This is a genomic window from Brevibacillus gelatini, from assembly GCF_050920745.1.
In the GTDB taxonomy this organism is placed as follows: Bacteria; Bacillota; Bacilli; order Brevibacillales; family Brevibacillaceae; genus Brevibacillus; species Brevibacillus gelatini.
The window spans coordinates 3,388,261-3,414,904 of record NZ_CP154342.1; the positions used below are offsets into that span (position 1 = coordinate 3,388,261).

Below are 26,644 nucleotides of genomic sequence, written 5' to 3' on the forward strand. Positions count from 1 at the left end.
AGGTAGGCTACACAAAATGTATCAAAAGTATCAGACTGTTTCAAAAATCATCGCGATTTCGTCACACATCGGCAGTTTGGAACAGTTGATGCAGTCTTTCCACACCTTTTGCGGCAACGTTTCCTTCGCGACGATCCAGAACCCGCACTTTTCAAAGAAAGCTTTTTGATAGGTCAACGCAAGCACCCGCTTGATGCCCAGATTGCGGCACTGCTCTACCAGATGGAGGACGAGATGCTTGCCCACGCCCATCCCCTTTGCTTTTTCCGCAATGGCCAGCGAGCGAATTTCGGCCAAATCCTCCCACAAAATATGCAATCCGGCAACTCCCACTACTGTATCTCCATCATGCGCGACGATAAATGACTGCAAATTTTCACAGACAGAAAGTTTCGTACGCGGCAGCATCAATCCTTGTTGTGCATATTCATTAATGATCTCCAACATGGCATCAACGTCTCTCATCGTTGCCTGACGTACTGTCAGCGCTTTCGCAACGCTCATTTTACACTCCTCCACCCTATGCTCTTACGGCTCGGTATGATTAAATATTTATTCATTATAGTATATAAATATACATCCGACTTTCCAAGAAGTCTATCTCTTTTTTTGCGCTTTTTTACGGGAAATGCACGGAAAATTCTTTTGTAGGTAACGGTTATGTTATAATCAAGCAAACGAAGCAGAGGAGGTACCACCTTTTTGACGACGAGACGGGAGCGAAAAAAGCGGGAAACCCGCGAAAAAATATTCAATGCCGCGATCAAGTTGTTCAAGCAGCACGGCTTTGAAGCCACGACCATCGACATGATCTCGGAAGAAGCAGATGTCGCACGCGGCACCATTTTTCTGCATTTCACGTCAAAGGAAGCAATCCTCGCCAACTGGGGATACGAGCGGCTGCATGAAATTGAAGAGCGCCGCGATGAATGGGATTACGGGGACGATTGCAAATCCAAGGTTTTGCGGATTTACAAGATCATGAACGAGGTAACGATCACGAATTTTGACTTCATCAAAGTCGTAGTGGAATCGTCCATGAAGCATCGCAAAGTGCTGGAGAACGAGAAAAACGTGTACTTCGAGTTGCGGCAGCTGTTTGCCGACTTGATTGAGGAAGCACAGGAAAAGCAACAGCTGAAGGCGAAGTTCAATCCGCTCGTGGCAGCAAACATGCTGGAAAATATTTATTACAACGCTCTGTACGACTGGGTGCGCAGCGAAGGAGCATGGGCTTTGGAAGAGATTATGGAAGAGAAGGTTTCGATTGTATTCGAAGGGCTGGTCGCGGATTAACCATGCGATCAGCCCTTCGAATTTGGAGAAGTGGAGGTTTTTGTTGCGGGAGCAGGGACATTTCCCTATGATGAAGGAGAGCTTGTCTTAACGACCTTGGAGGTAATGACATTCACATGCGAAATGGAATCAAGCGTGAAGATATTGAGCTGTTGGCTCCTGCCGGCAACTGGGACTGTTTGAAGGCCGCTGTCGCGAATGGGGCCAACGCCGTTTTTTTCGGGGTGGAAAAGTTCAACGCACGCGCGCGGGCGGAGAACTTCCACATGGCTGAGCTGCCTGAGATTATGGCTTATTTGCATATGTACGGGGTAAAAGGGTTTCTTACCTTTAATATTCTTGTTTTTGAAAACGAACTGGAGGAAGCGCGCGAGCTGATCGACGCCTGTATTCACGCCGGAGTGGACGCGGTTATCGTTCAGGACCTTGGTCTGGTGAAGCTGATTCGCGAAATTTCTCCGGACTTCCCGATCCACGGCTCCACGCAGATGACGATCACTTCGCCGGAAGCGGTCGAATTTACGAAGCCATTCAACATCGAGCGCGTCGTACTGGGACGGGAAAACTCGCTCAAGGAAATCAAGAAAATCGGGGAAAAAGCGAAGCTGCCGATGGAGGTGTTCGTCCACGGCGCACTGTGTGTCTCCTACTCCGGTCAATGCCTGACTTCGGAAATGTGGGGCGGACGCTCGGCCAACCGCGGCGAATGCGCACAGGCTTGCCGTCTGCCGTACGATCTGATGGTGGACGGCGTGCAAAAGGAGATGGGCAATATCGCGTATCTCCTCTCGCCAAAGGACCTGGCTGCCATCGACCTCGTTCCGGAGCTGATCGAGGCGGGCGTGACTTCGTTCAAAATCGAAGGCCGCCTGAAATCGCCGGAGTACGTCGCCAACGTAGTCAGCAAGTACAACGCGGCCATCGAGCGCTACTTTGCCGGAGAGAACACGGAGCCGAGCGAAGTCGAGATTCGCGAGTTGCAGCAAAGCTTTTCCCGCGGCTTTACCCATGGATTTTTGGAAGGAACGAACAACAAGAAGCTTGTGGACGGTTCGTTCCCGAAAAGCCGCGGCGTCTTTTTGGGCACAGTGAAAAAGCTGCTCGGAACAAGCGTGCTCGTCGAGATTACGGCTCCCGTCAAACGCGGTGACGGCATCGTGTTCGACGCGGGCGATCCGACGCAAAAAGAAGAAGGCGGACGCGTCTACGATATTCTCTCCCGCGGCAAAAAGGTGGAGGGCGAGGTCGAAAACGGCTTGTACGAGCTTGTCATGGGCCGCAACGACGTCAACCTGAAGCGCATTAACGTGGGCGACCGCGTATGGAAAACGAGCGACCCCGAGCTGGATCGCCGCCTGCGCAAAACGTTTGAAACGGAAAAGCCGTACCGCACCTTCCCGCTCGCCGTACACGTCAGCGGCAAAGCGGGCGATAAGCTCAGCATCACCTGGGTGGACAAACAGGCGAACCACGCTGTGACCGTACAGTCGGAAAGGCCGCTTGAGGCTGCCCTGAAGCGCCCGTTGACACATGAGCTGCTGCACGACCAGTTAAGTCGTCTGGGTGGAACCATTTTTTATCTGGACACGCACGATTTGAGCGTCGAGCTGGACGGAGACTTGATCGTCCCTGTCAGCGAGCTGAACCGGATGCGCCGGGAAGCCGTGGAGCAGCTCGTCTATTTGCGCTCCAAGCCCCCTGTCTACCAGCATCGCGACGTCAACGTGTACGCGGACGTGCCGCGCAAAGAGCCGGTGGAAAAGCCGATGCTGACCGCGCTGTGCCGCTCGCTTGAGCAACTGGAGGCGGCCGCGCAGACAGACGTTGATTTCCTCTACGCCGACTTCGAGTTCGTCAAGCAGTACCCGGAAGGCGTCAAGCTGGCGCACAAGTACGGCAAAAAAATCGGGATCGCGACGATGCGCATTCACATGCCGGACGAAAACGGCGTGCTGGCCCTGATCGCCAAAAGCAAGCCGGACGCGATTCTCGTGCGCAACACCGGGGCACTCTACTACTACCTGTCCCGCAAGGATGAAATCGACATTCCGCTGATCGGCGATTTCTCCCTGAATGTGGCCAACCATAAAGCTGTCGAGTTGTTTCTCGAAGCGGGCTTGACACGGGTTACGCCTTCGTACGACTTGAACATCCAGCAAATGGTCGACTTGCTCAGCCGCTCCAACGCCGCCAAAATGGAGCTGGTCATCCATCAGCATTTGCCGATGTTCCATACCGAGCATTGCGTGTACTGCACGTTTTTGAGTGAGGGGACCGACCATACCAACTGCGGAACCCCGTGCGAAGCCTCTCGCATTTCGCTCAAGGACCGCGTCGGCTTCTCGCACCCGGTGCGGGTAGACACCGGCTGCCGCAACACGGTGTACAACGCCATCGACCAGTCGGGTGCGGAGTATTTGAACGAGTTCCGCTCCCTTCATGTCGGCAGCTACCGCATCGAGTTTTTGGAGGAAGAACCGGAGCGCGTGCGCGAAGTCATCAGCCTGTACCGTCAGGCTTTACGCGGAGAAGTGAGCGGCACACACGTATGGCGCACGCTGAAAGCAAGCAATCAACTTGGTGTCACGCGGGGACAGTTGACCAAATAACTGCTTTTTGGAGGGGAGAACAACGATGGCAGACTTGAAAGAGGCGACAAAGGAAAATCTGGCGGTGCTGATCGAGGGCATCAAAGCGAAGCTGAACATGGCGAACACCGCCGTCATGCGTGCGGAAGATTTTGACCTCGCTCATTACGAGGACCTGCTGTACCTGTACAACATGGTGCAGAAAAAAACGTCGTTCGGCATCAATGAGATGACGGCGATCGTCGAAGAATTGGGTGCCATGCGCAAGCAGTCCTAGCAGAGAGATCGGTTGCAGAAGGCAAAAAGCGTCGCCTCCCGTTTGGGAAGTGACGCTTTTTGTATTGGGCGTGTCTGTTTCGCAGATTTTTTACGGGAGAATCCGAAACCTTCCCAAACCATTCGGAAAGGTTCCAAAACACTGAATCTTACCCCTCGTACTTCCGCAAAACAATCACCGCATTATGTCCGCCAAAGCCAAAGGAGTTGGACATCCCGATGTTCAGCGGCAGCTGGCGGGCCGTATTCGGCACGTAGTCGAGGTCGCAGACAGGGTCGCGTTCCTCCTGGTTGATCGTCGGCGGGACGATTCCCTCCTGGAGACTTTTAACCAGGGCGATGGCTTCTGCACCGCCTGACGCTCCGAGCATATGGCCTGTCATCGACTTGTTCGCGGTGATCGGGATACGCTTGGCATGCTCGCCGAACAATCGCTTGATCGCCAGCGTCTCCGAGCGGTCCCCGATTTCGGTGCTGGTGGCGTGGGCGCTGATGACGTCTACCTCATTCGGCTGAATGCCTGCTTCCTCCAGCGCCCACTTCATCGCCCGGTACGGCCCGATTCCTTCCGGATGGGTCGCGACCATGTGGTAGGCGTCCGAGCTGGCACCGTAGCCGATGACCTCTGCGTAGATGCGGGCGTTGCGTTTCAGCGCATGCGAATGCGACTCCAGAATCAGGATGCCTGCGCCTTCTGCCATGACAAATCCATCCCGCTTCGCATCGAACGGCCGGCTTGCGGCTGTCGGATCGTCGTTTCGCGTGGACAGAGCCATCGCGTTGCTGAAGCTCGCCAGCGACACCTCGTTGACCGCGGCCTCGGTTCCCCCGGCGATGACGACGTCTGCCCGGCCGGAACGGATCAGCCGATACGCTTCGCCGATTGCCGTATTGCCGATCGAGCAGGCGGTGACAGGCGACAGGGTCGGGCCGTAGATGCCGTACTTGATGCTAATCATGGCTGGCGCGATGTTTGCGATGAGCATCGGCACGAGCGTCGGGCTGATCCGCTCCGGTCCTCGCGCGCGCAGCAAGTCATGCTGCTCCAGAAGCGTCTGCACGCCGCCAATCCCCGAACCGACGTAGACGCCTACTCTCTCGCGGTCGCATTCCTCCAGCCGCAGTCCCGCATCTTCCAGCGCTTCATCCGCTGCCGCCATGGCAAACTGGCAAAAGCGGTCCATGCGCCGCGCCTCTTTGCGTCCGAAGCGAGCCTCCGGATCAAAGTCGCGGACGAGTCCGGCAATTTTGGTTTTATAGCGGGATGTATCGAATCTATCAATTTGCGATATGCCTGATTTTCCTTGTGTCAAGCTGCTCCAAAACTGCTGTACGTTGCTGCCTACAGGCGAAATGACACCCATACCTGTAACTACTACTTTTTCCATGGTTATCCTCCTTTGCAAGTCCTTATGGAAACCATATTGTCACACGTGTTATCCTATTACAAGTTATTATTTATCCTAGTATAACAAGTAACAGTTTTGGCTAAAAGACCAGAAAAGGAGTCGGCTATGAACAACCAGACACGATTGCAGGCCCTGTCGTCGTTTTTAAAAGCACAGCGCGCCAAAATTCTTCCCCAATCCGTCGGCCTTGCCCCTGGCACCCGCCGCCGGACACCCGGATTGCGCCGCGAGGAAGTCGCGCAACTGGCAGGAGTCAGCCCCACCTGGTACACGTGGCTGGAGCAAGGCAGAGACATCAAAGTCTCGCCCTCTGTGCTGGACGCCGTTTCCAAAGCGCTACAGCTGACCGTCGACGAGCGCAAATATTTGTACGCGCTGGCTCTGGAAAGCGGGACGGGAGTGGGCACCAGCCTGCAAAAAGAAGAACCGCCCCAGATCAGCCCCGCCCTGGAAAGAATATTGCACGAGCTGCGCTCCTGTCCGACGATCGTCTCCGACAGACGGCTTCACATCGTCGGCTGGAACAACGCCGCTGCGCACGTCTTTCTCGACTTCGAGCAAATTCCGTTCGAGGAACGCAACCTGATCCGGCTCTTGTTCACGCGAAAAGAACTGCGGCGGCTGGCCGTCAACTGGGAGCATTTCGTCAGCGGTTTTCTCGCGATTTTCCGGGCGTACTACGGGCAGTACGTCGAAGATGAATGGTACGCGCATTTTTTAAGCGAAATGAAAAAAGTGCACCCCGATTTCCAACGGCTCTGGGAGCAGAGTCACGTCAGCTCCGCCCCCGAAGTGCTGCTTGAATTTCGCCACGCCAAGGCCGGGAAAATGCAGTTTCATCTGACCTCCCTGCAAGTGCAGGGCAGCGCTGACCTGCGTTGCAGCATCTACACGCCAGATCCCCAGTCCTCGACGGAAACAAAGCTGCGCCAGTTGATTGATCGACCTGCTTCGGAGGACGACTGAGCAGGAAAAAAGCCAAACAAAAAGACCAGCTTGCTCTCACCCGAGCAGCCCTCCCCTGTCCGATGCAGAAAGAGGGCAGCTCCCAGGAGCTTTGCTGGTCTTTTTTTAACGAGTAAATCAGGTATTGTGCTTACACATGCTATTGCTGCTCACGCGCCAGTCAACAAGCCTGCCGCTTCAATGATTGACGATTCCGACCCGCGCTTCCGCAGACGACAGGTTGCCCGCTTCCTCGCAGCCTTCCTTCCACAAAAAGTAGCGAATACTGTCCGCAAGTGCTTCCCAACTCGCTTCGATCACGTTGGTAGAGACGCCGACTGTGCTCCACTTTTCGCCATTGCTCGCTGATTCGATCAGGACGCGGACCTTGGCCGCTGTCGCTCCGTTTTCATCCAGCACACGCACCTTGTAATCGGCGAGGTGCATGTTGGCGATACAGGGGTAGTAGCTCTCCAGCGCTTTGCGCATGGCGTTGTCCAGCGCGTTGACAGGGCCGTTTCCGTCTGCTGCCGTATGGACGCTCTCGCTATTGACGCGCAGCTTGACCATCGCCTCGGACGTGATCGACTGGACGGCTGCCTTTTCCATCAAAATCTTGAAGGAATCAAGCGTGAACCAGTTTTTCAGCTTACCGGACGCCTCAAGCAGCATGAGCGTAAGCGAAGCCTCCGCGCCTTCGTACTGATAGCCCTGGAACTCGCGCTCTTTGATGCGCGTGATGATCTCGCGGGTCTTTTCCCGATCCAGCGACAGATCGATTTCCAGTTCTTCCATTTTGGCGAGCAGATTGCTCTGGCCTGCCAGCTCGGAGACGAGTACGCGGCGCTTGTTGCCGATGTTTTCCGGCTCGATGTGTTCATATGTCTTCGGATCGCGCAGGACAGCGCTGACGTGGATGCCGCCCTTGTGCGCGAAGGCGCTGTGCCCGACAAACGGCTGGTTGTTGGGCAGCGTCATGTTGGCGATCTCCGCCACGTAGCGCGACAGCTGCGTCAGCCCTTGCAGCTGCTCGCCGCTCACACAGTCGTATCCGAGCTTAAGCTGCAGGTTGGGCACGACAGAAACGAGGTTGACGTTTCCACAGCGCTCCCCGATCCCGTTGATGGTCCCTTGCACCTGCTTGGCCCCGGCTTGCACGGCCGCGAGTGCGTTCGCTACGGCCACACCGCTGTCGTTGTGCGGGTGAATCCCGAGCGGCGTACGCAGTTGTCCCACAGTTGCCTTGACGATCTCGTACACCTCGTGCGGCAAGCTTCCGCCATTCGTATCGCAGAGGACGATCCAGTCGGCTCCGGCTTCTTCCGCTGCTTTCAGCACCTCTAGCGCATAGCTTGCATTTGCCTTGTAGCCGTCGAAAAAATGCTCCGCCAAAAAGAGCGTCGTCAAGCCTTTTTGTTTCAGAAAAGCCACCGAATCGGCGACCATGCGTACATTTTCTTCCAGTGTTGTTTTCAACGCGTCTGTGACATGCAAGTCCCACGACTTGCCGAAAATTGCCGCCGCCTGCACGCCGCTTGCGATGAGAGCTTGCAGGTTGTCGTCCTCGGCAGCCGCCACATTCGGACGACAGGTGCTGCCAAACGCGGTCACCTTGGCATGCTGGAGCGGAATCTCGCGGATGCGCTCAAAAAACGCCATGTCCTTCGGATTGCTCCCAGGCCAGCCGCCTTCGATAAAATCAATGCCGAACTGATCCAGCCGCAGTGCGATCTTTATCTTGTCTTCCACCGACAGGCTGATCCCTTCTCCCTGCGTCCCATCTCGCAGGGTGGTATCGTACAGATACACCTTGCTTTTCATGTTTCTTCTCCACCTGTTCCTGATATTTTTCTGAATAATCACATCATTTAAATCTTTCGATGTTCCCCAGTATACCATAGCCCAAATGGATTGAAAACGCAGGAAAATCGCGGCTTTTTCTATGTCCGCGGGGTGAGGACAAAAGCGGCTGTCCGCTCGATCGCTTCTTCCAGCGGAGCCGAAGTGCCCGCAAACGGATGACGCGTGTTAAATGTATGATCGCCGCCTTCTATCCAGTGCAGCTCACTGTTTTTCGCAGTCTGGTGGATACGTTTGGCAGCCTCTACCAGACGGACAAAATCGTTTGTTCCACTAATGATGCACAACGGCTTTTCCATGGCCGCTGCTTTGGCCAAAATGTCATATTCGTCCCGGTTCTGGTCCACATCCTCAATGACGACCCGCGTGATCGGCATATGTTGTCCAGTGCGCGCATTCGCAATGTATCCGACGCCGTTTTCCTCGATCTGCTTGCGCAGCGCTGCGTCGAACAGGTTGACGTCACCGATGCCGTTCCACGTCACGATGCCTGTCACATGCGGGTTTTTCGCCCCAAACAGGATGGCATCTCCACCGCCTTTGCTGTGTCCGAGCACGTACAGCTTGGTTTTGTCCACGCAGGCGGGCAAAGAAAGCTCGCCAGACACGATCCGCTCGACAAGTGCATGCAGGTCGGCAAGTTCGCGGGCATACGTGTTTATCCCGAACTTTTCCAGCTCATCAAATTCGGTCAGGCTCTCCCCTACGCCGTTGCAGCTGAAATTGAAGCGGATCGTCGCAATCCCTCGCTTCGCCAGCTCATCTGCGACGTACGGAAAGCTGCCCCAGTCCTTGAAGCCTTTGAAGCCGTGGCAAAACAAAAGCAGCGGCTGAGAAGACCCGGCTGCTTCCTCCGTATGTATGTTTCCTCGCAGTGTCAAACCTTCTCCCAGATCAATGGAAAACGCTTCCTGTCCCATGCTCGCTCTCCTTCCTCGGTTACGTGATGATCGCCGCTTGCGGCGACAGACACTTTTATTATGCCGCATCCGTTGGGCAAATGGGGGATTTTTTGCATGGGGGCAGTGTGACTTGTTTTGACTGAACAAATTTTTCCAAAAACGACCTTTCATTTACTTTCATTGACTGTCGCGTTAATATAATAATAGTTTAAGTGCCAGAAAGTTTTCTATCGAGCAAAGAATTTGGCAAAATAAAGCAGCCATTCGTGTATTTGAGGAGTGTTACTTATGGGGGGAATGATCCGGCGGTCATTGCGATCAGAGATCGAAAAAAACATGAAATTGAAAGGGTTTACAATTAGTAAGCTCAGCGAATTAACCGGCATTAATTCAGGGACGCTCAGCACGATTTTCAATGGGAAGCCTCCTCGTCCCATGACGATACGGCAACTGGATCAACTGGCCATTGCATTTGGGCACGAGCCAGGATGGTTATACGAACTGTATCCGGAAGAATGTATAACCGAGGACAAATTTTCCCGTCCCCGTGTTATCCCCTATCTGACTCGCTGTGCTGAGCTTGGCCGCCAGGATTGTATTCGCGAGACTGCCTCAAGGCTGCTGGAGAATCCGAAAAATATCAAAATCCTGTTTTCAGTAGCGGAACAGCTTTTTGAAAAAGGGAAATGGAAAGAATCCCTCCCTTTTTACCTGCTCGTCATCGATAACGAAAAGGATAGCTATGCCAATCACTTTGTGATGAGCCAGTACCGACTGTTCCGAGTTGCCGAAGGGATGAACGCTGAAGAAAAGTTTAAGGCTGTTATCCGCTTTGAACCATACAGAAGGCGGTTGCCGGAAAATCATCAGCTCGATGCGCTATTGCACCTGGCAAAGATTTGTTACACCCTGCGCAGGTGGGAGGATGTCGGGAAATACGCAGATGAGTTAAGGGAATTGGCAACCATTGTCTACGAAGATGAGCTTCGCAGAAGAAGAATCAACAAGCCAAGTGAATTGCCAAAAACGGAGCGCCCTTTGATTCTGTACTATGGACAGGGGTATCTTTTAAAAGCGGTAGCCCTGAAAAACATGGGCAAGTATGAAGAAGCAAAATTGTACACGAATGGCTATGCCGATTTAAGCTGGTTTGAAATTCGCGATCCGGAAAGCGAAGCAGAAGTGGAGAAATATCGATTATGGGCTTTGGCGAACTCATACACTTTGTCTATGTCGATGGGAAACATAGAGGTTCTGCCAGATTACCTGGCGTTCCTTTCCCAAAATCCAAAAGAGATACTTCCCGGACTGGTCACGATCATCAAAGCTGCAAATGAGTTTGATTTTCCAATTGAATCCGTATTAGAGCGGTTTTCAGAAGATATAGAAGGATTTGGAAACACTCAGGGAGTTATTGAACAAACTCATCATCTTCACTTTCGATACCATTTAGCGGTATACTTGTTTAAAAAAGGGAAATATTCAGAGGGCTTGGATGAAATCTTGCGCTGCCTTGCTTTAACGAATGCCTCCAAGGACTTTGATTATTTCAAAAGCTGTATTGGTTTGTTTTGGTCCCATCTTCAACACGCATCGGATGTGCAGAAAACGATCTTTCAGCGTGTAGTAGACGAAAGGAGCGAGGAACGATGAAGAAAAGTGTGAAAAGGCTTGTATTCTCATTATGCTTCTTGGTAGTGGGCTTGGGATTCGGTATCAACATCCATGACACAAATGGGAACATCATCACGATAAAACCTTCCATCATTCAGTACGATCACGGTGTAGGCGGCTGATAAAATCGCAAATCCGCAGTTGGTACAAAACAGGGAGGCTTAAGTGACCTCCCTGTTTTTGTCTTATGGTTCGGCAGGAAAACGCAAGCCCACAGGAGCGCATTGTACGCGTCTTTTCCCTGGGCTCTTTCTTTTTTCGCCTGTTGCTGCTTGGGCAGAATGGCGCAGGATGCTTGCTTCGTGGTTAACTGCATACGCTCTGCAATTTTCCCCAACTGCTTGTTTTTTGCAGAATGCCGTATAGTTATATATACCCTTATATTGTAAAAACAGGGAGCTGATGATGGTAGACACGGGGAAAAAAACAGGCATTCCATCTCCTGATATGACAGAAGATCATCGAAAAATAGAGAACATATCAGCAATCATCGAGGAAATGCGAGACCAATTAGTGAAACTGGTTCAGGAAAAGGGGATTTCCCACAGTGAAGTTTTAGTGTTAAGCCAACGTCTGGACGAATATATTGTGCAGTATCAAATCACCGCGAACAAAAAATCTGGTAAATGAGATCACAACATCCGGAAGAACTGGTACGCTTGCGTGCGTCCAGGTCTTTTTTCTTTTGGGCATATGTGCCTGGGAATGAAAAAGACCCTTCAAGCGGCGGAAGGGTCTTTTCAACCGAATAACTGGTCTTTTCGCTGTGCATCCTGTTCGATCAGGTACAAAGCGTATTCCAGCGGGCGGCGCACCGCCTGAAGGTAGCGGCGCTGCTCTCCCAACTGCTTGAAAATTTCCCGGCCCGGCTTCGGATTGATTTCGATAATCCACACCCGGCCGTGCACATCAATGCCGAGATCGAAGCCAAACTCCATCATCTGCCCGAAGTGCTGCTCGATGCGCGCCACCGTTTGCAGGACGAGCTCCTTGCATTCCAGCACGATGCGCCTTGCTTCTTCCTGCCCAAAGCGACCTGCCAAAAACGGAATGGCAGCCATCGCCGTGCCTCCCCCGTGCAGGTTCGAGGTCGAGGATCGCGTCGAACCGATGCGTATGCCCATGCCCGTCAGCCGCCAGATGCCTTCCCCGTCCTTTTGCACCAGCACCCTGGCATCGACAGTTCGTCCCGGCACCAGCGACAGTTGCAGTCCTTGTTGCAGAAAAAAGTCTTCCTTTCCGTTTTTCTCGCGATCCATCCACACCTCCAGCCGCTCGCATACTTTGGTGATGGACGAGAGCTTCTCGCTGCTTTTCGCCTGTTGCTTGGTGCGGCCGTGCAGCAAGTAGCCCTGTTTTGTTTTTTCCACGCGCAGGATGCTCCTCCCGCCCGAGCCGTTTGTCGGCTTGAGATAGACCAGCCGATGACGCCCCAGCATGGAAACGAGGGTGTTTCGGGAGTAGGCGAACGTTTCCGGCAGCCACCTTTTCAAAAGCGGATCTGCCTGCAAAATTTGATGCAGTTTGAACTTATTGGTGAAACGGTTATTGGCATAGCGAAACCAGTTTTGCTTTCGGAACGGCAGATAGAGGCTATGCTTCGCCAACGGATAATAGCGATAGCGGTCGATGACAATGTCCGGCCAATCGAACCACGCACTCTTCCAGCCTTTTTCGGCAGGGACGAAGCCTTTGATCCTGCGTTCGAAAAACTTCACATCTTGCGGCCCGAATACGAAAACATCCGCCCCCATGCTGCTGCCTTCCTTGACCAGGAGGCGCAGAAAGCCTGGTTCGACAAATCCGGTTTCTCCCCGATAGGTCAGTATGCCGATCCGTTTTCTCACTGAGGCCGTCCCTCCTTTGTTCACCCGCATGCCGTGTGTGGTGTACGACGCCTCATTTCATCAGTTTATGGCCGCATCCAATAAAAAGCGCCTTTGCCACCGCTAGGCAAAAGCGCATCTTTGCAAGTCTTCCTGTTTACCCCTGATGTTTTTCCAGATAGAGCAGGGCTGTTCGTCCCAACAGCTCTCCGGCAATGAGCATCGCATCTTCGTCGATGTCAAAGCGCGGATGGTGGTGCGGATATTTCGCCAGCTTATCCGGATTGCCTGCCCCGACAAACAGGTACGCGCCAGGGACCTTTTCCAAATAGTAAGAAAAGTCCTCGCCGCCCATCAGCGGCTTCATCGGCTCCACGCGCTCGGGACCAAACGCCGCTACTGCCGCCTCGCGGGCGATCTGCGTTTCCCGCTCATGATTGATGACAGCCGGGTAGCCGCGCTCGTACGATACTTTCGCCTCGCCGCCCATCATCTTCGCCGTCCCGACGGCAATTTCGCCGAGCCGCTGCTCCGCGCGATCCCGCACGTCAGGCAAAAACGTCCGCACGGTTCCCGTCAGGCGACAACTGTCCGCGATAATGTTGTTGTTGTCGCCGCCATGGAAAGTGCCGACCGTCACGACGACGCTTTCCAGCGGGCTGACGTTGCGGCTGGCGATTGTCTGCAAATTTCCAACGATTTGCGAGCCGATCACGATGGAGTCGACCGTTTCCTCGGGAACTGCGCCGTGGCCGCCCCGCCCTTTGATCTCGATCACAAAGTCGTCCGTGTTGGCCATGATCGGGCCGCTGCTGATGAACACTTTGCCCACTGGCAGCATGGACCAGAGATGGACGCCAAACACCGCATCGACGCCGTCGACTGCCCCGTCCTCCGTCATTTGAATCGCGCCGCCCGGAGATTCTTCCTCCGCATGCTGGAACAAAAAGCGAATTTCTCCGGCAAACTGATCGCGGTGTGCAGCGAGTACGCTTGCCAGCCCCAGCAACTGGGAGGTATGGGCGTCGTGACCGCAGGCGTGCATGACCCCAGGAACGGTTGATTTGTACGGCACGTCTTTTTGATCCTGAATCGGCAACGCGTCAAAATCGGCGCGCAACGCCACGACCTTGCCCGGACGGCTGCCCTTGAGCACCCCGATCACCCCGCGGCCGCCTACTCCCGTCCGCACTTCGTCAAAATTCAGACTGCGCAAGATTTCCGCAATCATCGCCGGCGTCTTTTCCTCCTGAAAGGAAAGCTCTGGATATTGGTGAAGATGGCGTCGCCACGAAATGATTTGCGGCTCCATCTCTTTGAGCAGCGATTTCAATTGTTCCTGCAAGGACATCTGTTTCTCTCCTCCCACTGGGTGCGCTTTTTTATGTCTGTCTTTATCATAGCAAAAATGCGCCTGTAGCGGAGAGGTTCCTTTTTTGAAGAAGATGGAGCAGATTGCATTGTTTAGCGCGCAAATAAAGCGTTTCTCAGTCGCAAAAAATTTTGCACGGCAGAAACGCTTTTGCTTTTGCTTATTGCCAGCCGGTAAAACTATAGTAAAAGGTAATTGCAGCAAGCAGCAGGTTGATAATCATTTTAACAGTATGTTTTTTATATATTTGCTCCATTCCCGAGATGAAAAATATCGCACCCAGCGCTGCAAAGCTGTACTGTGATGGACTTTTGGTAAACAAGCAGACGACCAAGACTACGATGGCACATACATTCAAAACGTCAAAAAGAAACTCCTTTTTAATCAATGCATCCCGTCTCCTTTAGCTAGTGGAAAAAACCGTTCCCAAAGAACGGTTTTTTATATTAATAAATGCAATTACTGAGGTTCTATGCCTGAAACAATTGATGGCCATGTAACGGTGATGAGTACACCGTTTCCTTCGTCATAGGCGATGCCTGTAAATCACTGCATCGCATGGCTAACGAGCCTATCATGCCCGCCCCTCCATGTAAAGCCGTTGAAGTAAAAGGCTCAACGCTGTTTTTTTGAAAATGCTGCTTTTTTTCATTTCAAATACACACCTTTCATAAGAGAATATATTTGATAAATCGATTACACAATATATTACCATTTTTTCAAACATTTTCTATATCCCCATTGACACACGAAAAGAAAGACTCCGCCTAGCGCGGTGGTATTATCTCCTCATGTCTCCTTATTCGTCCAAAGCCGCCGGAGCGCACAAGTCTGTCCAATCAACCAGTCCAACAAGAAGGCGCTAGTGTTATGTTTGCGGGGAAAAAGAATGCCCATATGCTCTGGGCACTGCAAGAAAAAAATGCCTCCCGACTGGAGAGCACTGCAAAACACTTCCTTTATATGGAAAGTGAAGGCGTTTCTTTGCTTCGCTTCGTTGCCAGCCCACTATGGGGCTTATCTGTCCGTTCCGAGACGTTTCACGGGGCGGGGGCTCAACATCTGGGTTTCACAATGAAGTGAGACTAACGCCCCCTTCATCCCCGTGTCCACGTCTCTACGCTGGAAGGCTGGCAAAGGCGCTCCGCAAATAAAACGCCTCCTATTCCAAACTCCATCAGCTTTTTGGCTTTGAATGATTGCCAGCACCTCGCGGTGCTGGTTTTTCGCTATAATCAATATTAAGAAAATGTTCAAAGGACATGTTGCCATGCTATCTGCTGACAGACAATTGAAAGCCTCATTTCATTCAGAACTTTACAATTTAATTCCCGAAGACCATCTTCTTCGAAAAATCAACGAAGCTGTGGACTTTTCGTTCATTTACGAGTTAGTTCGTCCATCTTATTGTGAATATTACGGAAGACCAGCGAATGAACCGGAACTTCTGTTTCGTCTTTTATTTCTGCAGTATCTTTATGGCTTATCCGATGAGCGAATGATTCAAGAAGCACAAGTAAACCTCGCGTATAAATGGTTCTTGGGGTTGAATCCTGAGGATACTTTGCCCGATCCGTCACAATTATCCCGATTTCGGAATCATCGCTTAGGTGCAAGCCAGATTAACGAAATCTTACAAGTGCTTGTAAAACAGTGCGTAGAAGAAGGCTTGATTAAGTCAAAAACACTCATTGTCGATGCAACACATACTGTTGCTTCCACTCAAAAGAAACGGCCTTTGGACGTGTTGCAGGAAGCCGCCAAACGGCTCGTACGAGCCGTACTTAAAAAGCATCCAAAGCTGGAGAAGAAACTTCCTCGTCCTCCGAAGTGTATGCAAGGCGATGTCGATGCGGCAAAAGTGATGCTACATTACCTCGCTGAACTGGGAGAAACGGTAGAAAATCTCCTTCCTGATCATGAAGGGGCCATCTCCGAAAAACTCAAGCACGCAAAGCAAATCGTGGAAGATGAACGGTTACTAGCAAACAAAGGCATCATGTCTGCGATTGACCCAGACGCGCGTTTTGGCTGGAAAAGCAATACCCTCTCCTTTTTTGGCTACAAAGAGCATGTAGCGATGACAGAAGAAGAGATCATCACTGCGATTGAAGTTACGGGTGGAAGTGAAGATGATGGCAAACAACTGCCAAAGCTATTAGAGCAAACAGAAAAGACAGGTATGAAGATTGAGGAAGTCATCGGAGACACTGCTTACTCTGGAAAAGACAATTTAAATCTCCTTGCCTCAAAAGACATTCAACCGATAGTCCCCTTAAACCCAATTGTCCATTCCGGAGGAATGAAACAGGAAGGCTTTACATACAACAAAGACGCCGACTTTGTCATTTGCCCAACCGGAGAGCACAGTATACGAAAAGCGGTACAAGGGAAGAAAAAATCCGGGCGCAGCCGTTCTCTTGTCTTTTACTTTGATGTGGAGAAGTGCAAGACATGTCCACTTCGCGAAGGATGCTACAAGCCTGGTGCCAAAGCAAAGACTTATTCCATTCGTATGGTGGCGGAGCACTATCAAGAGCACATGAGGTTTGAGGCAAGCACCACCTTCAAAGAGCGATCGAAGCGTCGCCGGATCATTGAGCACAAAAATGCTGAATTAAAAAGATTTCATGGATTGACCAGGGCAAAATACCGTGGTTTATTTGGTATGCGGATACAAGCATACTTAACGGCATTCGTTGTAAACGTAAAGCGAATGGTAAAGCTAATAAAGCAAATGCAGCCAGCTTCGTAAGAAGTAAGGCTGCATTCTTTTTGATGCCGTCGGCATCAATTATTGACATGAACCCATTATTAAAAACCGAGAGAGCACTTTTGCAGTGCTCTCCGACTGACAGGAAGCATTTTTCTCTGGATCGTACTTCACCTATTTTTTGCGCTCGTACACGTAAAACGTATGCGGATGCACGTTTTTCTCGTCCACTACGCCCTCGCGCTTGTCCAAAAGCACAAACGCGTCGCGGTCCCAGGCGGGGAAAAACGTGTCGCCTTCCGTTTCCAGATCGATTTCCGTAATGTACAGCCGATCCACGACATCCAGAAACTGGCGGTAAATCTCGGCACCGCCAAAAATGATGACGTCGCCCAGCGCTAGCACTTCTTCTTTTGAGTGCACGACGTCGACGCCCTCCGGGTGAAAGTCCCGACTGCGCGTCAGCACGACGTTTCGCCTGTTTGGAAGCGGCTTGCCGATTGACTCGAACGTCTTTCTGCCCATGACAATCGTTTTGCCCGTCGTGATTTCCTTGACGTGTTTCAAGTCGGCAGGCAGGCTCCACGGCATGTTGCCGTCTTTGCCGATCACCTGATTTTTCGCGTAGGCCACGATCAGACTAATCATACGGACACCTCGCCCTTGATGTGCGGATGCGCCTCGTAATCGACAATTTCAATATCGTCGTACGTAAAGTCAAAAATGGACGTGACAGCCGGATTGAGCTTCAGCTTGGGCAACGGCTTTGGCTCGCGGGTAATTTGCAGCTTCACCTGTTCGATGTGATTCAAATACAGGTGCGCATCGCCCAGTGTGTGGACAAAATCGCCGACCTTGAGCCCTGTGACATGCGCGACCATATGGGTCAACAGTGCGTAGGAAGCGATGTTGAACGGTACGCCCAAAAACGTGTCGGCACTGCGCTGGTACAGCTGGCACGACAGCTTGCCGTCCGCCACGTAAAACTGGAACAGCAAATGGCACGGCGGCAGTGCCATCTCGTCCAGGTCGGCCGGATTCCACGCGCTCACGACCAGACGGCGGGAGTCCGGATTTCTTTTGATTTCTTCTACTACCCATTGAATCTGGTCTACGGTCTTGCCGTCGCGCCCGGTGAAGGAACGCCACTGCTTGCCGTACACCGGACCCAAATCCCCGTTCTCATCGGCCCACTCGTTCCAGATTCGCACCCCGTTTTCCTGCAGGTAGCGAATGTTTGTATCCCCAGACAAAAACCACAAAAGCTCGTGGATAATCGATTTCATATGCAGCTTTTTCGTCGTGAGCAAAGGGAAGCCTTCGCTCAAGTCAAAACGCATCTGATGCCCGAAAACGCTCATCGTTCCTGTGCCTGTCCGGTCTTCCTTCGTGACGCCTTCTGCCAAAATGCGTCGGCACAGCTCCAGGTATTGTTTCATCCCCATCTCTCCCTTCCGTTCTCTATACTAAACAAAGCTTGTCCAAAAGGAAAGAAAGCATTTGCGTGGTATAATGGACTGGATGATATTTACTTTTGTCACGGAAAATGAGCACGTACAGAAAGCAGGATGAACATGGACGACAAGACGACAGGGACAAAACCAAAGCCTTTATACAAGCAAATTGCCGAGCAAATCGAGCAGCGCATCAGCAGCGGCGAATTCGGGCCTGGCAGCAGTCTGCCCTCGGAGCGTTCGCTGGCAAGAGAGCTGGGCGTCAACCGTTCGACGATTGTCGCGGCCTACGACGAGTTGCAGGCTGCCGGAATCGTGGAGCGCAAGCAAGGAAGCGGAACGCTCGTCAGTCAGGATATTTGGGGCCTGGCACGCACGCGTGTCCCGAACTGGCGGCATTTAACCGAAAGCGGATCGTTTCGCCCCAATCTGCCGCTCATCCGGAAAATTCGCAGGGAAACACAGGAAAACGAACTGATCGACCTGGCAAGCGGTGAGCTTTCCCCTGATCTCGTTCCCCATGATACACTGCGACAGTTGACAAACCCGGATGACTTCCCCGCTCACCTTGGCTACGAGCATCCGCAAGGCAACTGGTCACTGCGCGAAACGCTCGGCCGCCATATGCAAGAATGGCGCGGCATCAAAGCGCCCGCCACTTCGATCATGATTACTTCCGGGGCGCAGCAAGCGCTGCACCTCGTCGTGCAATGCCTGCTCAAACCGGGCGACGCCGTAGCGCTTGAAACGCCTTCGTACTGCCATTCCCTGCCGCTGTTTCACTCGGCTGGCTTGCGCATCTTTTCGCTTCCGGTCGAACGGCATGGGATTGACCCGGACAAGCTCGCCGACTTGCACCGCAAGCACCGGATCAAGATGGTGTTTCTCAACCCGAACTTCCAAAATCCGACCGGGACGCTCCTGTCGCTTGAGCGTCGGAAGCAACTGCTCGCTTTTTCTGCTGAAAACGGCATTCCGATCATCGAAGACGATCCTTACAGCCTGACCGCCTTTTCCAAAGAACCGATCCCTACGCTCAAATCATTGGACGAACACGGTACCGTCCTGTACATCAGCTCGCTGACCAAAATCGTCGCGTCCGGCCTGCGCATCGGCTGGATTGTCGGCCCGCAGACCGTCATCGAGCGGCTGGCAGACGCGAAGCAGCAGTTTGACTTCGGACACAGCATTTTCCCACAGTGGCTGGCCGACCGCTTCCTGGCTTCCGCCGAGTTTGCCCGGCACGTCGATCAGCTGCGCACGCAGCTTGCCCTCCGTCACGACCAGCTATTTTTTTCGCTGCAAGAAACATTCGGCGAGCAGGTGGACATGGCGGGAGCACAAGGAGGCATCCATCTCTGGTGCCGCTTTGCCGGAACATGGAGCGAGCAGCAGCTCCTGACCGAATCCGTCAAGCGGGGTGTCGTCTTCGTGCCTGGCCATTTGTTCGGAGCAACGCCGGGGCACGTGCGCTTTACGTTCGGAAGAGCTGCCCTCAGCCAAATTCCTGCCGCAGTCGAACGTTTTGCCGAAGCATTTTTCGCAAGTGGATGAGCAAAAAAACGGCAAAGTGGATGGCCACTTTTTGCAAAGGACGGTATATGATCGAATCAGTTGCCCTGCCAACCCTCTGCATCCTTGTGTGTGCCTCACAGGATGACTGTGTGATACAGAAAGGACGATTGGTTTGTCATGCCTATTTTTCCCTTTATTGTGGCCGTCATCATTCTCGTTGTCTGTGCGTTCGTCGGGACGTTTCTCATCGGTCTGAAGCCGGCGGAAGCCAAGCAGCGCAGCTTCAAGCAACGTTCGCGCAACCTGCTGCTCATATACGCATGTATTACGTCGATGCTCGCCATCGCCCTGTGCGTCTATCTCTACAACCTGTAGGACTTGCACTCCATACGGGGAGACTCCCTCTGGAAGAGATTTCCGCCAACAACAAGACGCCGCCAGCCCTTTCGGGTGTGACGGCGTCTGGAATCAAAAAGATGACGGATCGGTCATCTGCTGCTTTTTTTTCAGGCCAAACTAGACGATTTTGCGCGCGACATTTGCCGCTTGCAATCCCCGCTGTCCATTCACAATCTCAAACTCAACGTACTCGCCTTCCTCCAAATTCCGGTACCCTGTGCCTGTGATCGCCGAATAGTGCACGAACACGTCAGGGCCTCCATCCCGCTCGATAAATCCATACCCTTTTTCCTTGCTGAACCATTTTACTTTCCCTTGAATCATTGCGCTTCCTCCCTGTAATCAGTGCAGCTCTTACGCTTACCTCATCATATGCGGATGCGCCGAAAGTGGATATACAGTAAAATAAATAAAGCATCATTCAAGCGTGCAAGAAAGGAGTGGAACACAGATGATGAAAAAAGCATGGATTCTTGGCTGCGCGCTGCTCTTGACAGCCTGCTCGGAAATTTCCGAAGGCGTACAGACAGCGCAACAGGCTGTGGAAACGGGCAAACAGGCAATCGAGGTAGGCAAACAGGCGGTAGAAGCGGGCAAGCAGCTCGCGGAATCTGAAATTGCCCAGCAATTGAAGACGTATCTCCAGCAAAAATATGAATCCTCCGAGCCTCTGCGCAACGCCATGTTCAGCGGTGACGGCCAGTTGCTCGTCGACCAGTTGCAAAAGACCGAGCTGGCCAACTTCAGCTTTTACAAGTCCGACTTGTTCGGGGTAGAATACACGGGCAAACTTATGGGCGACGGTACTTTTCAAGTGCTGAAGCACGATTTGAACAACCCGGGGGCAGAACCTGCCGTGGTGAAGGAGTTCAAGGTGACACTCGACAGCAGTGGACAGATCCAAGTACAGCAAAAAGGAATTATTTTACAAGAAAGCGCAGACAATACCTAGAAAACAGGCCTGCAATAGGTAAAATTGCAGGTTTTTTCATACAAATTAAAAACTTTTTATTGCTTCTCTACAAAATTTTCTGTGTTTTATTATAGATTTTCATTTCGGGGCATGATATTGTGTAAGACGTCACTAATATTTTTATGAATATGAAACAAAAGAAGGGGTGCTTTTCATGAACATGCTGCTTGCATCCATTGTTGTGTACATGGTAGGCATGCTGCTCATCGGTTATTATGCCTACAAACGTACCTCCAATCTGACTGACTACATGCTCGGCGGCAGGTCACTCGGCCCAACCGTAACGGCCTTGAGTGCCGGCGCATCCGACATGAGCGGCTGGCTGATGATGGGATTGCCAGGTGCGATGTATGCCACAGGTCTTAGCGCATCCTGGATCGCGATCGGCTTGACGCTCGGTGCGTATGCAAACTGGCTGTATGTGGCTCCGCGTCTGCGCACGTATACAGAAGTAGCGAACAACTCCATTACGATTCCGGCCTATCTGGAAAACCGCTTCGGTGATGTCTCCCGGATGCTGCGTCTCGTCTCTGCACTCGTCATTATGATTTTCTTCACGTTTTACGTCTCTTCCGGTCTCGTATCCGGAGGTGTCCTGTTTGAAAACACGTTTAACCTGGACTACCAGACCGGCTTGTGGGTAGTTGGCCTCGTTACGATTGCGTACACGCTGTTTGGCGGCTTCCTCGCCGTAAGCTGGACGGATGCCGTACAAGGTTTGATTATGGTTATCGCACTCATTATGGTGCCGCTCGTCACCATCCTGACTGTTGGCGGTGTAGGCGAATCGTTTACGACCATTCACTCGGTTGATCCGACCCTGCTCGATATTTTCAAAGGGACAAGCGTGATGGGCATTATCTCCCTGTTTGCCTGGGGGCTCGGTTACTTCGGACAACCGCACATTATCGTCCGCTTTATGGCGATTACTTCCACAAGGGAAATTAAGAAAGCGCGTACAATTGGTATGGGCTGGATGATTTTCTCTGTAGCAGGCGCCATGTTTACCGGACTGGTCGGTATTGCGCTGTACGCGAAGCAAGGCTGGACGATTGCCGACCCGGAAACAATCTTTATCCAGCTCGGCACGGTGCTGTTCCATCCGCTCATCACTGGCTTTTTGCTCGCTGCGATTCTGGCTGCCATCATGAGTACGATTTCTTCCCAACTGCTCGTGACCTCCAGCTCGCTGACAGAAGACATTTTCAAAACGTTCCTCAAGCGCTCTGCGACGGACAAAGAGCTTGTCGCCGTTGGCCGTCTCTCCGTCCTGATCGTCGCCGTCATCGCCTTTTTGCTGGCGTTGAACAAAAACGATACGATCCTCGATCTCGTCGGATACGCATGGGCCGGATTTGGTGCATCGTTTGGTCCAGTCATCCTGCTGTCCCTCTACTGGAAGCAGATGAACAAATGGGGCGCACTCGCTGGCATGATCGCCGGAGCCGCCACCGTTATCATCTGGACAAGCTTCGATGTGCTGAAAGACTTCCTGTACGAAATGGTTCCGGGCTTCGCCGCAAGCTTGCTCGCGATCGTGATCGTCAGCAAATTGACAAACGGGCCTTCCAAGGAAGTTGCCGACCAGTTTGACAAGTACAAAAAAGTATCCGAATAACGCTTGAAAAAATGAACGCCCAGGCTTTGCCTCTCGTGCAAATGCCTGGGCGTTTTTTCTATCGCTTCACAAGCGGTTACTCCAGCTCCGCTGCCACACGGCTTACCTTCGCTCCCAGCTCTTCCAGATCCACCGTCATGTCGAGTGCGGCAAACAGCCCTGTGAAGTATTCGTTAATCTGCTCGACGACGCGGTTCCGCTCTGTCTCTATCAGCTCGTGGAACAGCGTGCTGAACTGCTCGCCAAGCTGCTCGCTTCCGGCCGCAACGTATGCCGCTACCGGCTCCTGCATGCGCTTTTCCAGCTCTTCGCGCAGCTTCGTCTTGCCGTCCTGTTCAAAAAAGTCCTTCGTGTTTTTGAACAGTCCGAGCGCCGGGTAGAATGCCTCAGCAGACACAGGCAGCTCTTCGGCAAAGGCGAGCGTCTCTACCTGACGCTGCTGGAACGGAGCCAGCGTCAAACCTGCTGCGTAGGCGTGCACGTCCTTTTGCCACGCGGAGACGAGCGCCGCTCCCTGCTTGCCCAGGAACTTTTCCAGGCGCAATGTGGTAGCGCGCAGCTCCTGTGCCAGATCGTAGCTGACCGAGCGCAGAAGATCGGTCAGGCAGCCCTGGAGCGCCTGCTTCATGCTGCGTCCGTCATCCTTGAGAACCGCCGGGTTAAACGCGAAGTTGAACAGCTCGCTAAAGCGGAAAAACAGCCGCTGCTTGACGTAGTAGAGCAACTCCTCGCGCTCTTTGGCCAGGTCGCGCTCGTACGAAGCGGTAGACAGAGCCGCCACCGCAGCCAACGCGTCTGACTGGGCCTTGCTTGCCGCTTCCTTGCGGGCAAGACGTTCGTCTTCGCCGGACTGGGCCATACGCATGAATTCGGTCAGCGTGTCGTGCGCACGGCGAATTTCGCTCATCGCTGCGTTCACCGCAATCTGTGTCAGTTCGTCGATGGTGAAGCGGAGAAACGCTGTTTCAAAAGCGGCCATACCCGACAGCTTGAACGCTTCCTCTGCCGGCATGAGCGGAGCGCCCTCTGCCGTTTGGGTGCGTTGGCGGTATACTTTTTCTGCGGAAGCAGCCAGCTTGCCTTTTTCGTGCATGCGTGCCAAAAGCGCTGTCTGGCTCGATACCGGATAAATGCGCGGCAGGCGAATGCCGCAGGAGAGCAGGTTTTTCTCCACATGCGCGATGACGCCCTGCAGTTCCTCCTCCGAAGCAGCGAGGTCAGCCGCATTGACGATGAAAAACATCTTGTCCATCTCGAACGTGTCCTTGACCCGGCCCATCTGCAGCAAAAACTCGCGGTCAGCCTGGGAAAACGCGTGATTGTAGTACGTGACGAACAGGACAGCGTCCGCATTTTTCATGTATTCAAAGGCCACACCCGTATGGCGGGCATTGATGGAATCCGCTCCTGGCGTGTCGACGAGCACGATGCCCTGATCGGTGAGCGGGCACGAGTAAAACAGCTCGATGTATTCCGCAAAGCACGCCTTTTCTTCCTTGGCGACGAAGCTTTTGAATGCTTGCATGTCCACGATCAGCTCTCCGCCCAGGTGAGTGTCCATCTCGGGAAGACCTTTTGTGACGGCTTTCAAAAACGTGTAGTGCGGCTTGGCTGTCGGCGGAATTTGCGCCACGTCAATTTTGTTCAGTTCGGACAGCCCGCCTTCCAGACTGGAGGCATGCAGTCCAAATACAGCCAGCGAGCGCAGCACATCCTGCTCGACTGCGTCTCTTTCCTTCAGCACCACGCGCACCGTACCGTGCGGGTGTTCTGCGCTTGGCGGCATGATTTTGTTGATCGCCGCTGTCGTCGGGTTAGGCGACACAGGCAGGACGAGATCGCCCATCAACGCATTGGCAAAAGATGATTTCCCCGCACTGAATGCGCCAAACAAAGCGACTGTGAAGCGATTGGCTGTCAGGCGATCTGCCCGCTCCAGCATCGCCTGCGCCTGTGCTTGCATCCCTGGTACGGTAACGATTTCGTGGCTTGTGCGGCGCAGACGCTCTGCCGCCGCGACAAGTTTGTCTCGAAGCTGATTCATGATCCCTATTCTCCTTCACGCATAATTGCCTGCAGTCGTTCTCTCGTGTTTTCTTCGCTGGCAGTGAGGCTTGCGAGCTGTTCATGCAGCGAGGCCATCTCGCGCAGGATGCCGATGCGTTCAAGCTGCGCTGCGCTCTCCTGTTCCATCCGGCTCGCCAGGCGTCCGACGACCTCCTCGATGAACGCGAGGCCCGCGCGTCTGTACTCCAGCTTGATCGCGTTTGCGACGTCTGTACAGTAGTTCATCACATACTCGCGGGAAGCCGCCCCGTCCTTGATGTGCTTCGCCAGAAACTCGCCCGTAATCTCGATCTGCGTCGCATGCACGCGCGCGTGGTACTCCTCGTCACGGATGTCATGCGCTTGCAATTGCTTGCTCATCAGTTCCTTGAAATGAAAGTCGAGATTGCCCGCCACTTTTTCGCGGAACTCGGCCAGCAGTGCTTCCTCGCGGCGCTTGCGCTCTTCCTCTGTCTTTTTCCCCGCGAACAAAAAGCCCATCTTGAAGCCGGGCTTGCGGCTCTCCAGATAGCTCGCTGCTGCTTCGTTCGTGCTGTAGTAGGTCAACCGGGCATTGTCGAGCAAAGAGCCCAAATCTTTTTCCATCTGGGCGCGCGCTTGTGCTGTGCTGCTTTTCAGCGCTTCCATCTGCGCCTCTGCCTGTGCAAGCGCTGCGGATACCGCTTGGGCATCGCGGCTGTCCAGTTCTGCCAGCTCCAGGCTGTCCAGCTTGCTCTCCAGCTCTTGACGCTTGCCTGCGTGGCTTCGCTTGAGCGACTGGACGTGCTCCTCGATCAAATGCTCCGCTGCGCTGCGCACGCTTTTGCCTACCAGCTGTTCGCGTCCGGCGATCAGTTCAAGCAGCTTTTGCCGAAACTCCGCGTACTGGTTTTCCGGATGGTCCGGCTCCGCGAGCGAGGTGTAAAAAATGCCGTCCGGATGAATGTTCCAGTTCGCAAATGCTTCTTCGACACTTTCCTTGTAGCTCTCAAAATCAAGCTCAAAGTCAATGTGCTTGTCAATCATGTTCACAACCAGATAGACCGGCTTGCCGCGATCCTTCAGCGTTTTCGTAAAGTTGAAGTTCTCTTCTGCCTGGACGTGGTTGTAATCCATCATGTAAATGACGACATCAGCCAGGTGCAGCGCCGATTCCGTGGCAATTTTGTGCGCGGCGTCCGTCGAGTCGATCCCCGGCGTGTCGAGCAGGCTGGAATGCTCATCAAGAAGCGTCCCCGGATACGTCACCTCAACCGACTCCACGGTATCTCCGTCAACGGCAAACTGCTTGAGCTTCTCCATCTCTGTATCCGGATCAAACGTCACGACGTCGCCATTCATTGTATAGACGCGAGCGGCTTTTTCGCCCCCGCGAATCTTCACGACGTTGGCACTGGTCGGAATCGGATTGGAGGGCAGAAGGCTGACCCCCAAAAGCGTATTTATCATCGTGGATTTCCCTGCGGAAAAGTGTCCGCAGAAAGCGATGTTCAGCTCTGCTCTCCGCGTTTTTTCAGCCAGTTGCTTCAGTTTGGCTGGCGTTGTTGTATCTCCCTGCTCTGCCATTGCTTGCGCCAGCTCTTCCCATGTATGCGCGAGTTTCGAAAAGTCTGTTTCCCGAACCAAAACTTGACTGTCAAGCACTACGATTCCACCCTTCTCCGTCTTTCCTACTCTCTCAACTCTCTATTCTACCATGCCGAATGTATCATACCTCATAGGGTTGTTCAATTCTTTGTGTGAAAGTTTGTCGTGGAACTTTCATCCGCATAAATTCC

23 protein-coding genes are annotated in these 26,644 nt (G+C 52.9%); 11 read left to right on the top strand and 12 right to left on the bottom strand.

Features of this window, described 5'->3' with window-relative positions; translation table 11 throughout:
• Positions 1-30: 30 nt before the first annotated feature.
• Positions 31-504: an N-acetyltransferase gene (locus AAFJ72_RS16370; RefSeq protein WP_432774765.1), complete on the bottom strand. Its 474-nt coding sequence runs from the start codon at positions 502-504 to the stop codon at positions 31-33.
• 198 nt (positions 505-702) lie between these two features.
• On the opposite strand from AAFJ72_RS16370, the gene AAFJ72_RS16375 reads away from it, so the two are divergent.
• From AAFJ72_RS16375 to AAFJ72_RS16385, 3 genes are all read left to right on the top strand, one after another.
• On the top strand, positions 703-1,296 hold the full coding sequence (locus AAFJ72_RS16375; protein WP_432774766.1) for a TetR/AcrR family transcriptional regulator: 594 nt from the start codon (positions 703-705) through the stop codon (positions 1,294-1,296).
• A gap of 116 nt (positions 1,297-1,412) precedes the next feature.
• Complete coding sequence (locus AAFJ72_RS16380; RefSeq protein ID WP_432774767.1) at positions 1,413-3,905, top strand: DUF3656 domain-containing U32 family peptidase; 2,493 nt, start codon at positions 1,413-1,415, stop codon at positions 3,903-3,905.
• A gap of 25 nt (positions 3,906-3,930) precedes the next feature.
• The gene (locus AAFJ72_RS16385; protein WP_432774769.1) at positions 3,931-4,161 is read left to right on the top strand and encodes a DUF1128 domain-containing protein; all 231 of its coding nucleotides are present in this window, start codon (positions 3,931-3,933) and stop codon (positions 4,159-4,161) included.
• 148 nt (positions 4,162-4,309) lie between these two features.
• On the opposite strand, the gene fabF is transcribed toward AAFJ72_RS16385, so the two are convergent.
• Positions 4,310-5,548 carry a beta-ketoacyl-ACP synthase II gene (gene fabF, locus AAFJ72_RS16390; protein WP_432774770.1) on the bottom strand — a complete coding sequence of 413 codons (1,239 nt, stop codon included), beginning with the start codon at positions 5,546-5,548 and terminating at the stop codon, positions 4,310-4,312.
• 126 nt (positions 5,549-5,674) lie between these two features.
• On the opposite strand from fabF, the gene AAFJ72_RS16395 reads away from it, so the two are divergent.
• Positions 5,675-6,535: a helix-turn-helix transcriptional regulator gene (locus AAFJ72_RS16395; protein WP_432774771.1), complete on the top strand. Its 861-nt coding sequence runs from the start codon at positions 5,675-5,677 to the stop codon at positions 6,533-6,535.
• Positions 6,536-6,712: 177 nt separating this feature from the next.
• On the opposite strand, the gene cimA is transcribed toward AAFJ72_RS16395, so the two are convergent.
• Entirely contained in the window at positions 6,713-8,335 is a 1,623-nt protein-coding gene (gene cimA / locus AAFJ72_RS16400; RefSeq protein WP_432774772.1) for a citramalate synthase, read from the bottom strand.
• Positions 8,336-8,454: 119 nt separating this feature from the next.
• Positions 8,455-9,294 (bottom strand): alpha/beta hydrolase, encoded by an 840-nt coding sequence (locus tag AAFJ72_RS16405; protein WP_432774773.1) that lies wholly within the window; start codon positions 9,292-9,294, stop codon positions 8,455-8,457.
• A 270-nt stretch (positions 9,295-9,564) separates the two neighbouring features.
• On the opposite strand from AAFJ72_RS16405, the gene AAFJ72_RS16410 reads away from it, so the two are divergent.
• Together AAFJ72_RS16410 and AAFJ72_RS16415 are read left to right on the top strand one after the other, a co-directional pair.
• The gene (locus tag AAFJ72_RS16410) at positions 9,565-10,929 is read left to right on the top strand and encodes a helix-turn-helix domain-containing protein (RefSeq protein WP_432774775.1); all 1,365 of its coding nucleotides are present in this window, start codon (positions 9,565-9,567) and stop codon (positions 10,927-10,929) included.
• Positions 10,930-11,352: 423 nt separating this feature from the next.
• The gene (locus tag AAFJ72_RS16415) at positions 11,353-11,580 is read left to right on the top strand and encodes an aspartyl-phosphate phosphatase Spo0E family protein (RefSeq protein WP_432774776.1); all 228 of its coding nucleotides are present in this window, start codon (positions 11,353-11,355) and stop codon (positions 11,578-11,580) included.
• Positions 11,581-11,690: 110 nt separating this feature from the next.
• Here the strand turns inward: AAFJ72_RS16415 and AAFJ72_RS16420 are convergent, their stop codons facing one another.
• The 3 genes from AAFJ72_RS16420 to AAFJ72_RS16430 form a co-directional block, all read right to left on the bottom strand.
• Positions 11,691-12,797 (bottom strand): YheC/YheD family protein, encoded by a 1,107-nt coding sequence (locus AAFJ72_RS16420; protein ID WP_432774778.1) that lies wholly within the window; start codon positions 12,795-12,797, stop codon positions 11,691-11,693.
• Between the two features lie 136 nt (positions 12,798-12,933).
• Positions 12,934-14,127, bottom strand: a complete 1,194-nt coding sequence (locus AAFJ72_RS16425; protein ID WP_432774779.1) for a M20 metallopeptidase family protein — start codon at positions 14,125-14,127, stop codon at positions 12,934-12,936.
• 181 nt (positions 14,128-14,308) lie between these two features.
• Positions 14,309-14,536 carry a hypothetical protein gene (locus tag AAFJ72_RS16430; RefSeq protein WP_432774780.1) on the bottom strand — a complete coding sequence of 76 codons (228 nt, stop codon included), beginning with the start codon at positions 14,534-14,536 and terminating at the stop codon, positions 14,309-14,311.
• Positions 14,537-15,418: 882 nt separating this feature from the next.
• On the opposite strand from AAFJ72_RS16430, the gene AAFJ72_RS16435 reads away from it, so the two are divergent.
• Positions 15,419-16,903 carry an IS1182 family transposase gene (locus tag AAFJ72_RS16435; protein ID WP_432774196.1) on the top strand — a complete coding sequence of 495 codons (1,485 nt, stop codon included), beginning with the start codon at positions 15,419-15,421 and terminating at the stop codon, positions 16,901-16,903.
• Between the two features lie 132 nt (positions 16,904-17,035).
• On the opposite strand, the gene AAFJ72_RS16440 is transcribed toward AAFJ72_RS16435, so the two are convergent.
• Together AAFJ72_RS16440 and AAFJ72_RS16445 are read right to left on the bottom strand one after the other, a co-directional pair.
• Entirely contained in the window at positions 17,036-17,509 is a 474-nt protein-coding gene (locus tag AAFJ72_RS16440; RefSeq protein ID WP_432774781.1) for a dihydrofolate reductase, read from the bottom strand.
• Entirely contained in the window at positions 17,506-18,300 is a 795-nt protein-coding gene (locus AAFJ72_RS16445; protein WP_432774782.1) for a thymidylate synthase, read from the bottom strand. The genes AAFJ72_RS16440 and AAFJ72_RS16445 overlap by 4 nt, the downstream gene beginning before the upstream one ends.
• 135 nt (positions 18,301-18,435) lie before the next feature.
• On the opposite strand from AAFJ72_RS16445, the gene AAFJ72_RS16450 reads away from it, so the two are divergent.
• Positions 18,436-19,869: a PLP-dependent aminotransferase family protein gene (locus tag AAFJ72_RS16450; RefSeq protein WP_432774783.1), complete on the top strand. Its 1,434-nt coding sequence runs from the start codon at positions 18,436-18,438 to the stop codon at positions 19,867-19,869.
• A 138-nt stretch (positions 19,870-20,007) separates the two neighbouring features.
• Positions 20,008-20,205, top strand: a complete 198-nt coding sequence (locus tag AAFJ72_RS16455; protein ID WP_432774784.1) for a hypothetical protein — start codon at positions 20,008-20,010, stop codon at positions 20,203-20,205.
• 141 nt (positions 20,206-20,346) lie between these two features.
• Here the strand turns inward: AAFJ72_RS16455 and AAFJ72_RS16460 are convergent, their stop codons facing one another.
• A complete protein-coding gene (locus AAFJ72_RS16460) occupies positions 20,347-20,553 on the bottom strand; it encodes a cold-shock protein (protein ID WP_122906432.1) in 207 nt (68 codons plus the stop codon).
• 127 nt (positions 20,554-20,680) lie between these two features.
• Between AAFJ72_RS16460 and AAFJ72_RS16465 the strand changes: the two genes are divergently transcribed.
• Together AAFJ72_RS16465 and putP are read left to right on the top strand one after the other, a co-directional pair.
• Complete coding sequence (locus AAFJ72_RS16465; protein WP_432774785.1) at positions 20,681-21,181, top strand: hypothetical protein; 501 nt, start codon at positions 20,681-20,683, stop codon at positions 21,179-21,181.
• A 175-nt stretch (positions 21,182-21,356) separates the two neighbouring features.
• On the top strand, positions 21,357-22,820 hold the full coding sequence (gene putP, locus AAFJ72_RS16470; RefSeq protein ID WP_432774787.1) for a sodium/proline symporter PutP: 1,464 nt from the start codon (positions 21,357-21,359) through the stop codon (positions 22,818-22,820).
• 76 nt (positions 22,821-22,896) lie between these two features.
• Here putP and AAFJ72_RS16475 read toward each other — a convergent pair whose 3' ends face one another.
• Positions 22,897-24,864, bottom strand: coding sequence for a dynamin family protein (locus AAFJ72_RS16475; RefSeq protein WP_432774788.1), 1,968 nt, complete (start codon positions 24,862-24,864; stop codon positions 22,897-22,899).
• A 5-nt stretch (positions 24,865-24,869) separates the two neighbouring features.
• Complete coding sequence (locus AAFJ72_RS16480; RefSeq protein ID WP_122906429.1) at positions 24,870-26,510, bottom strand: dynamin family protein; 1,641 nt, start codon at positions 26,508-26,510, stop codon at positions 24,870-24,872.
• Between the last annotated feature and the right edge of the window lie 134 nt (positions 26,511-26,644).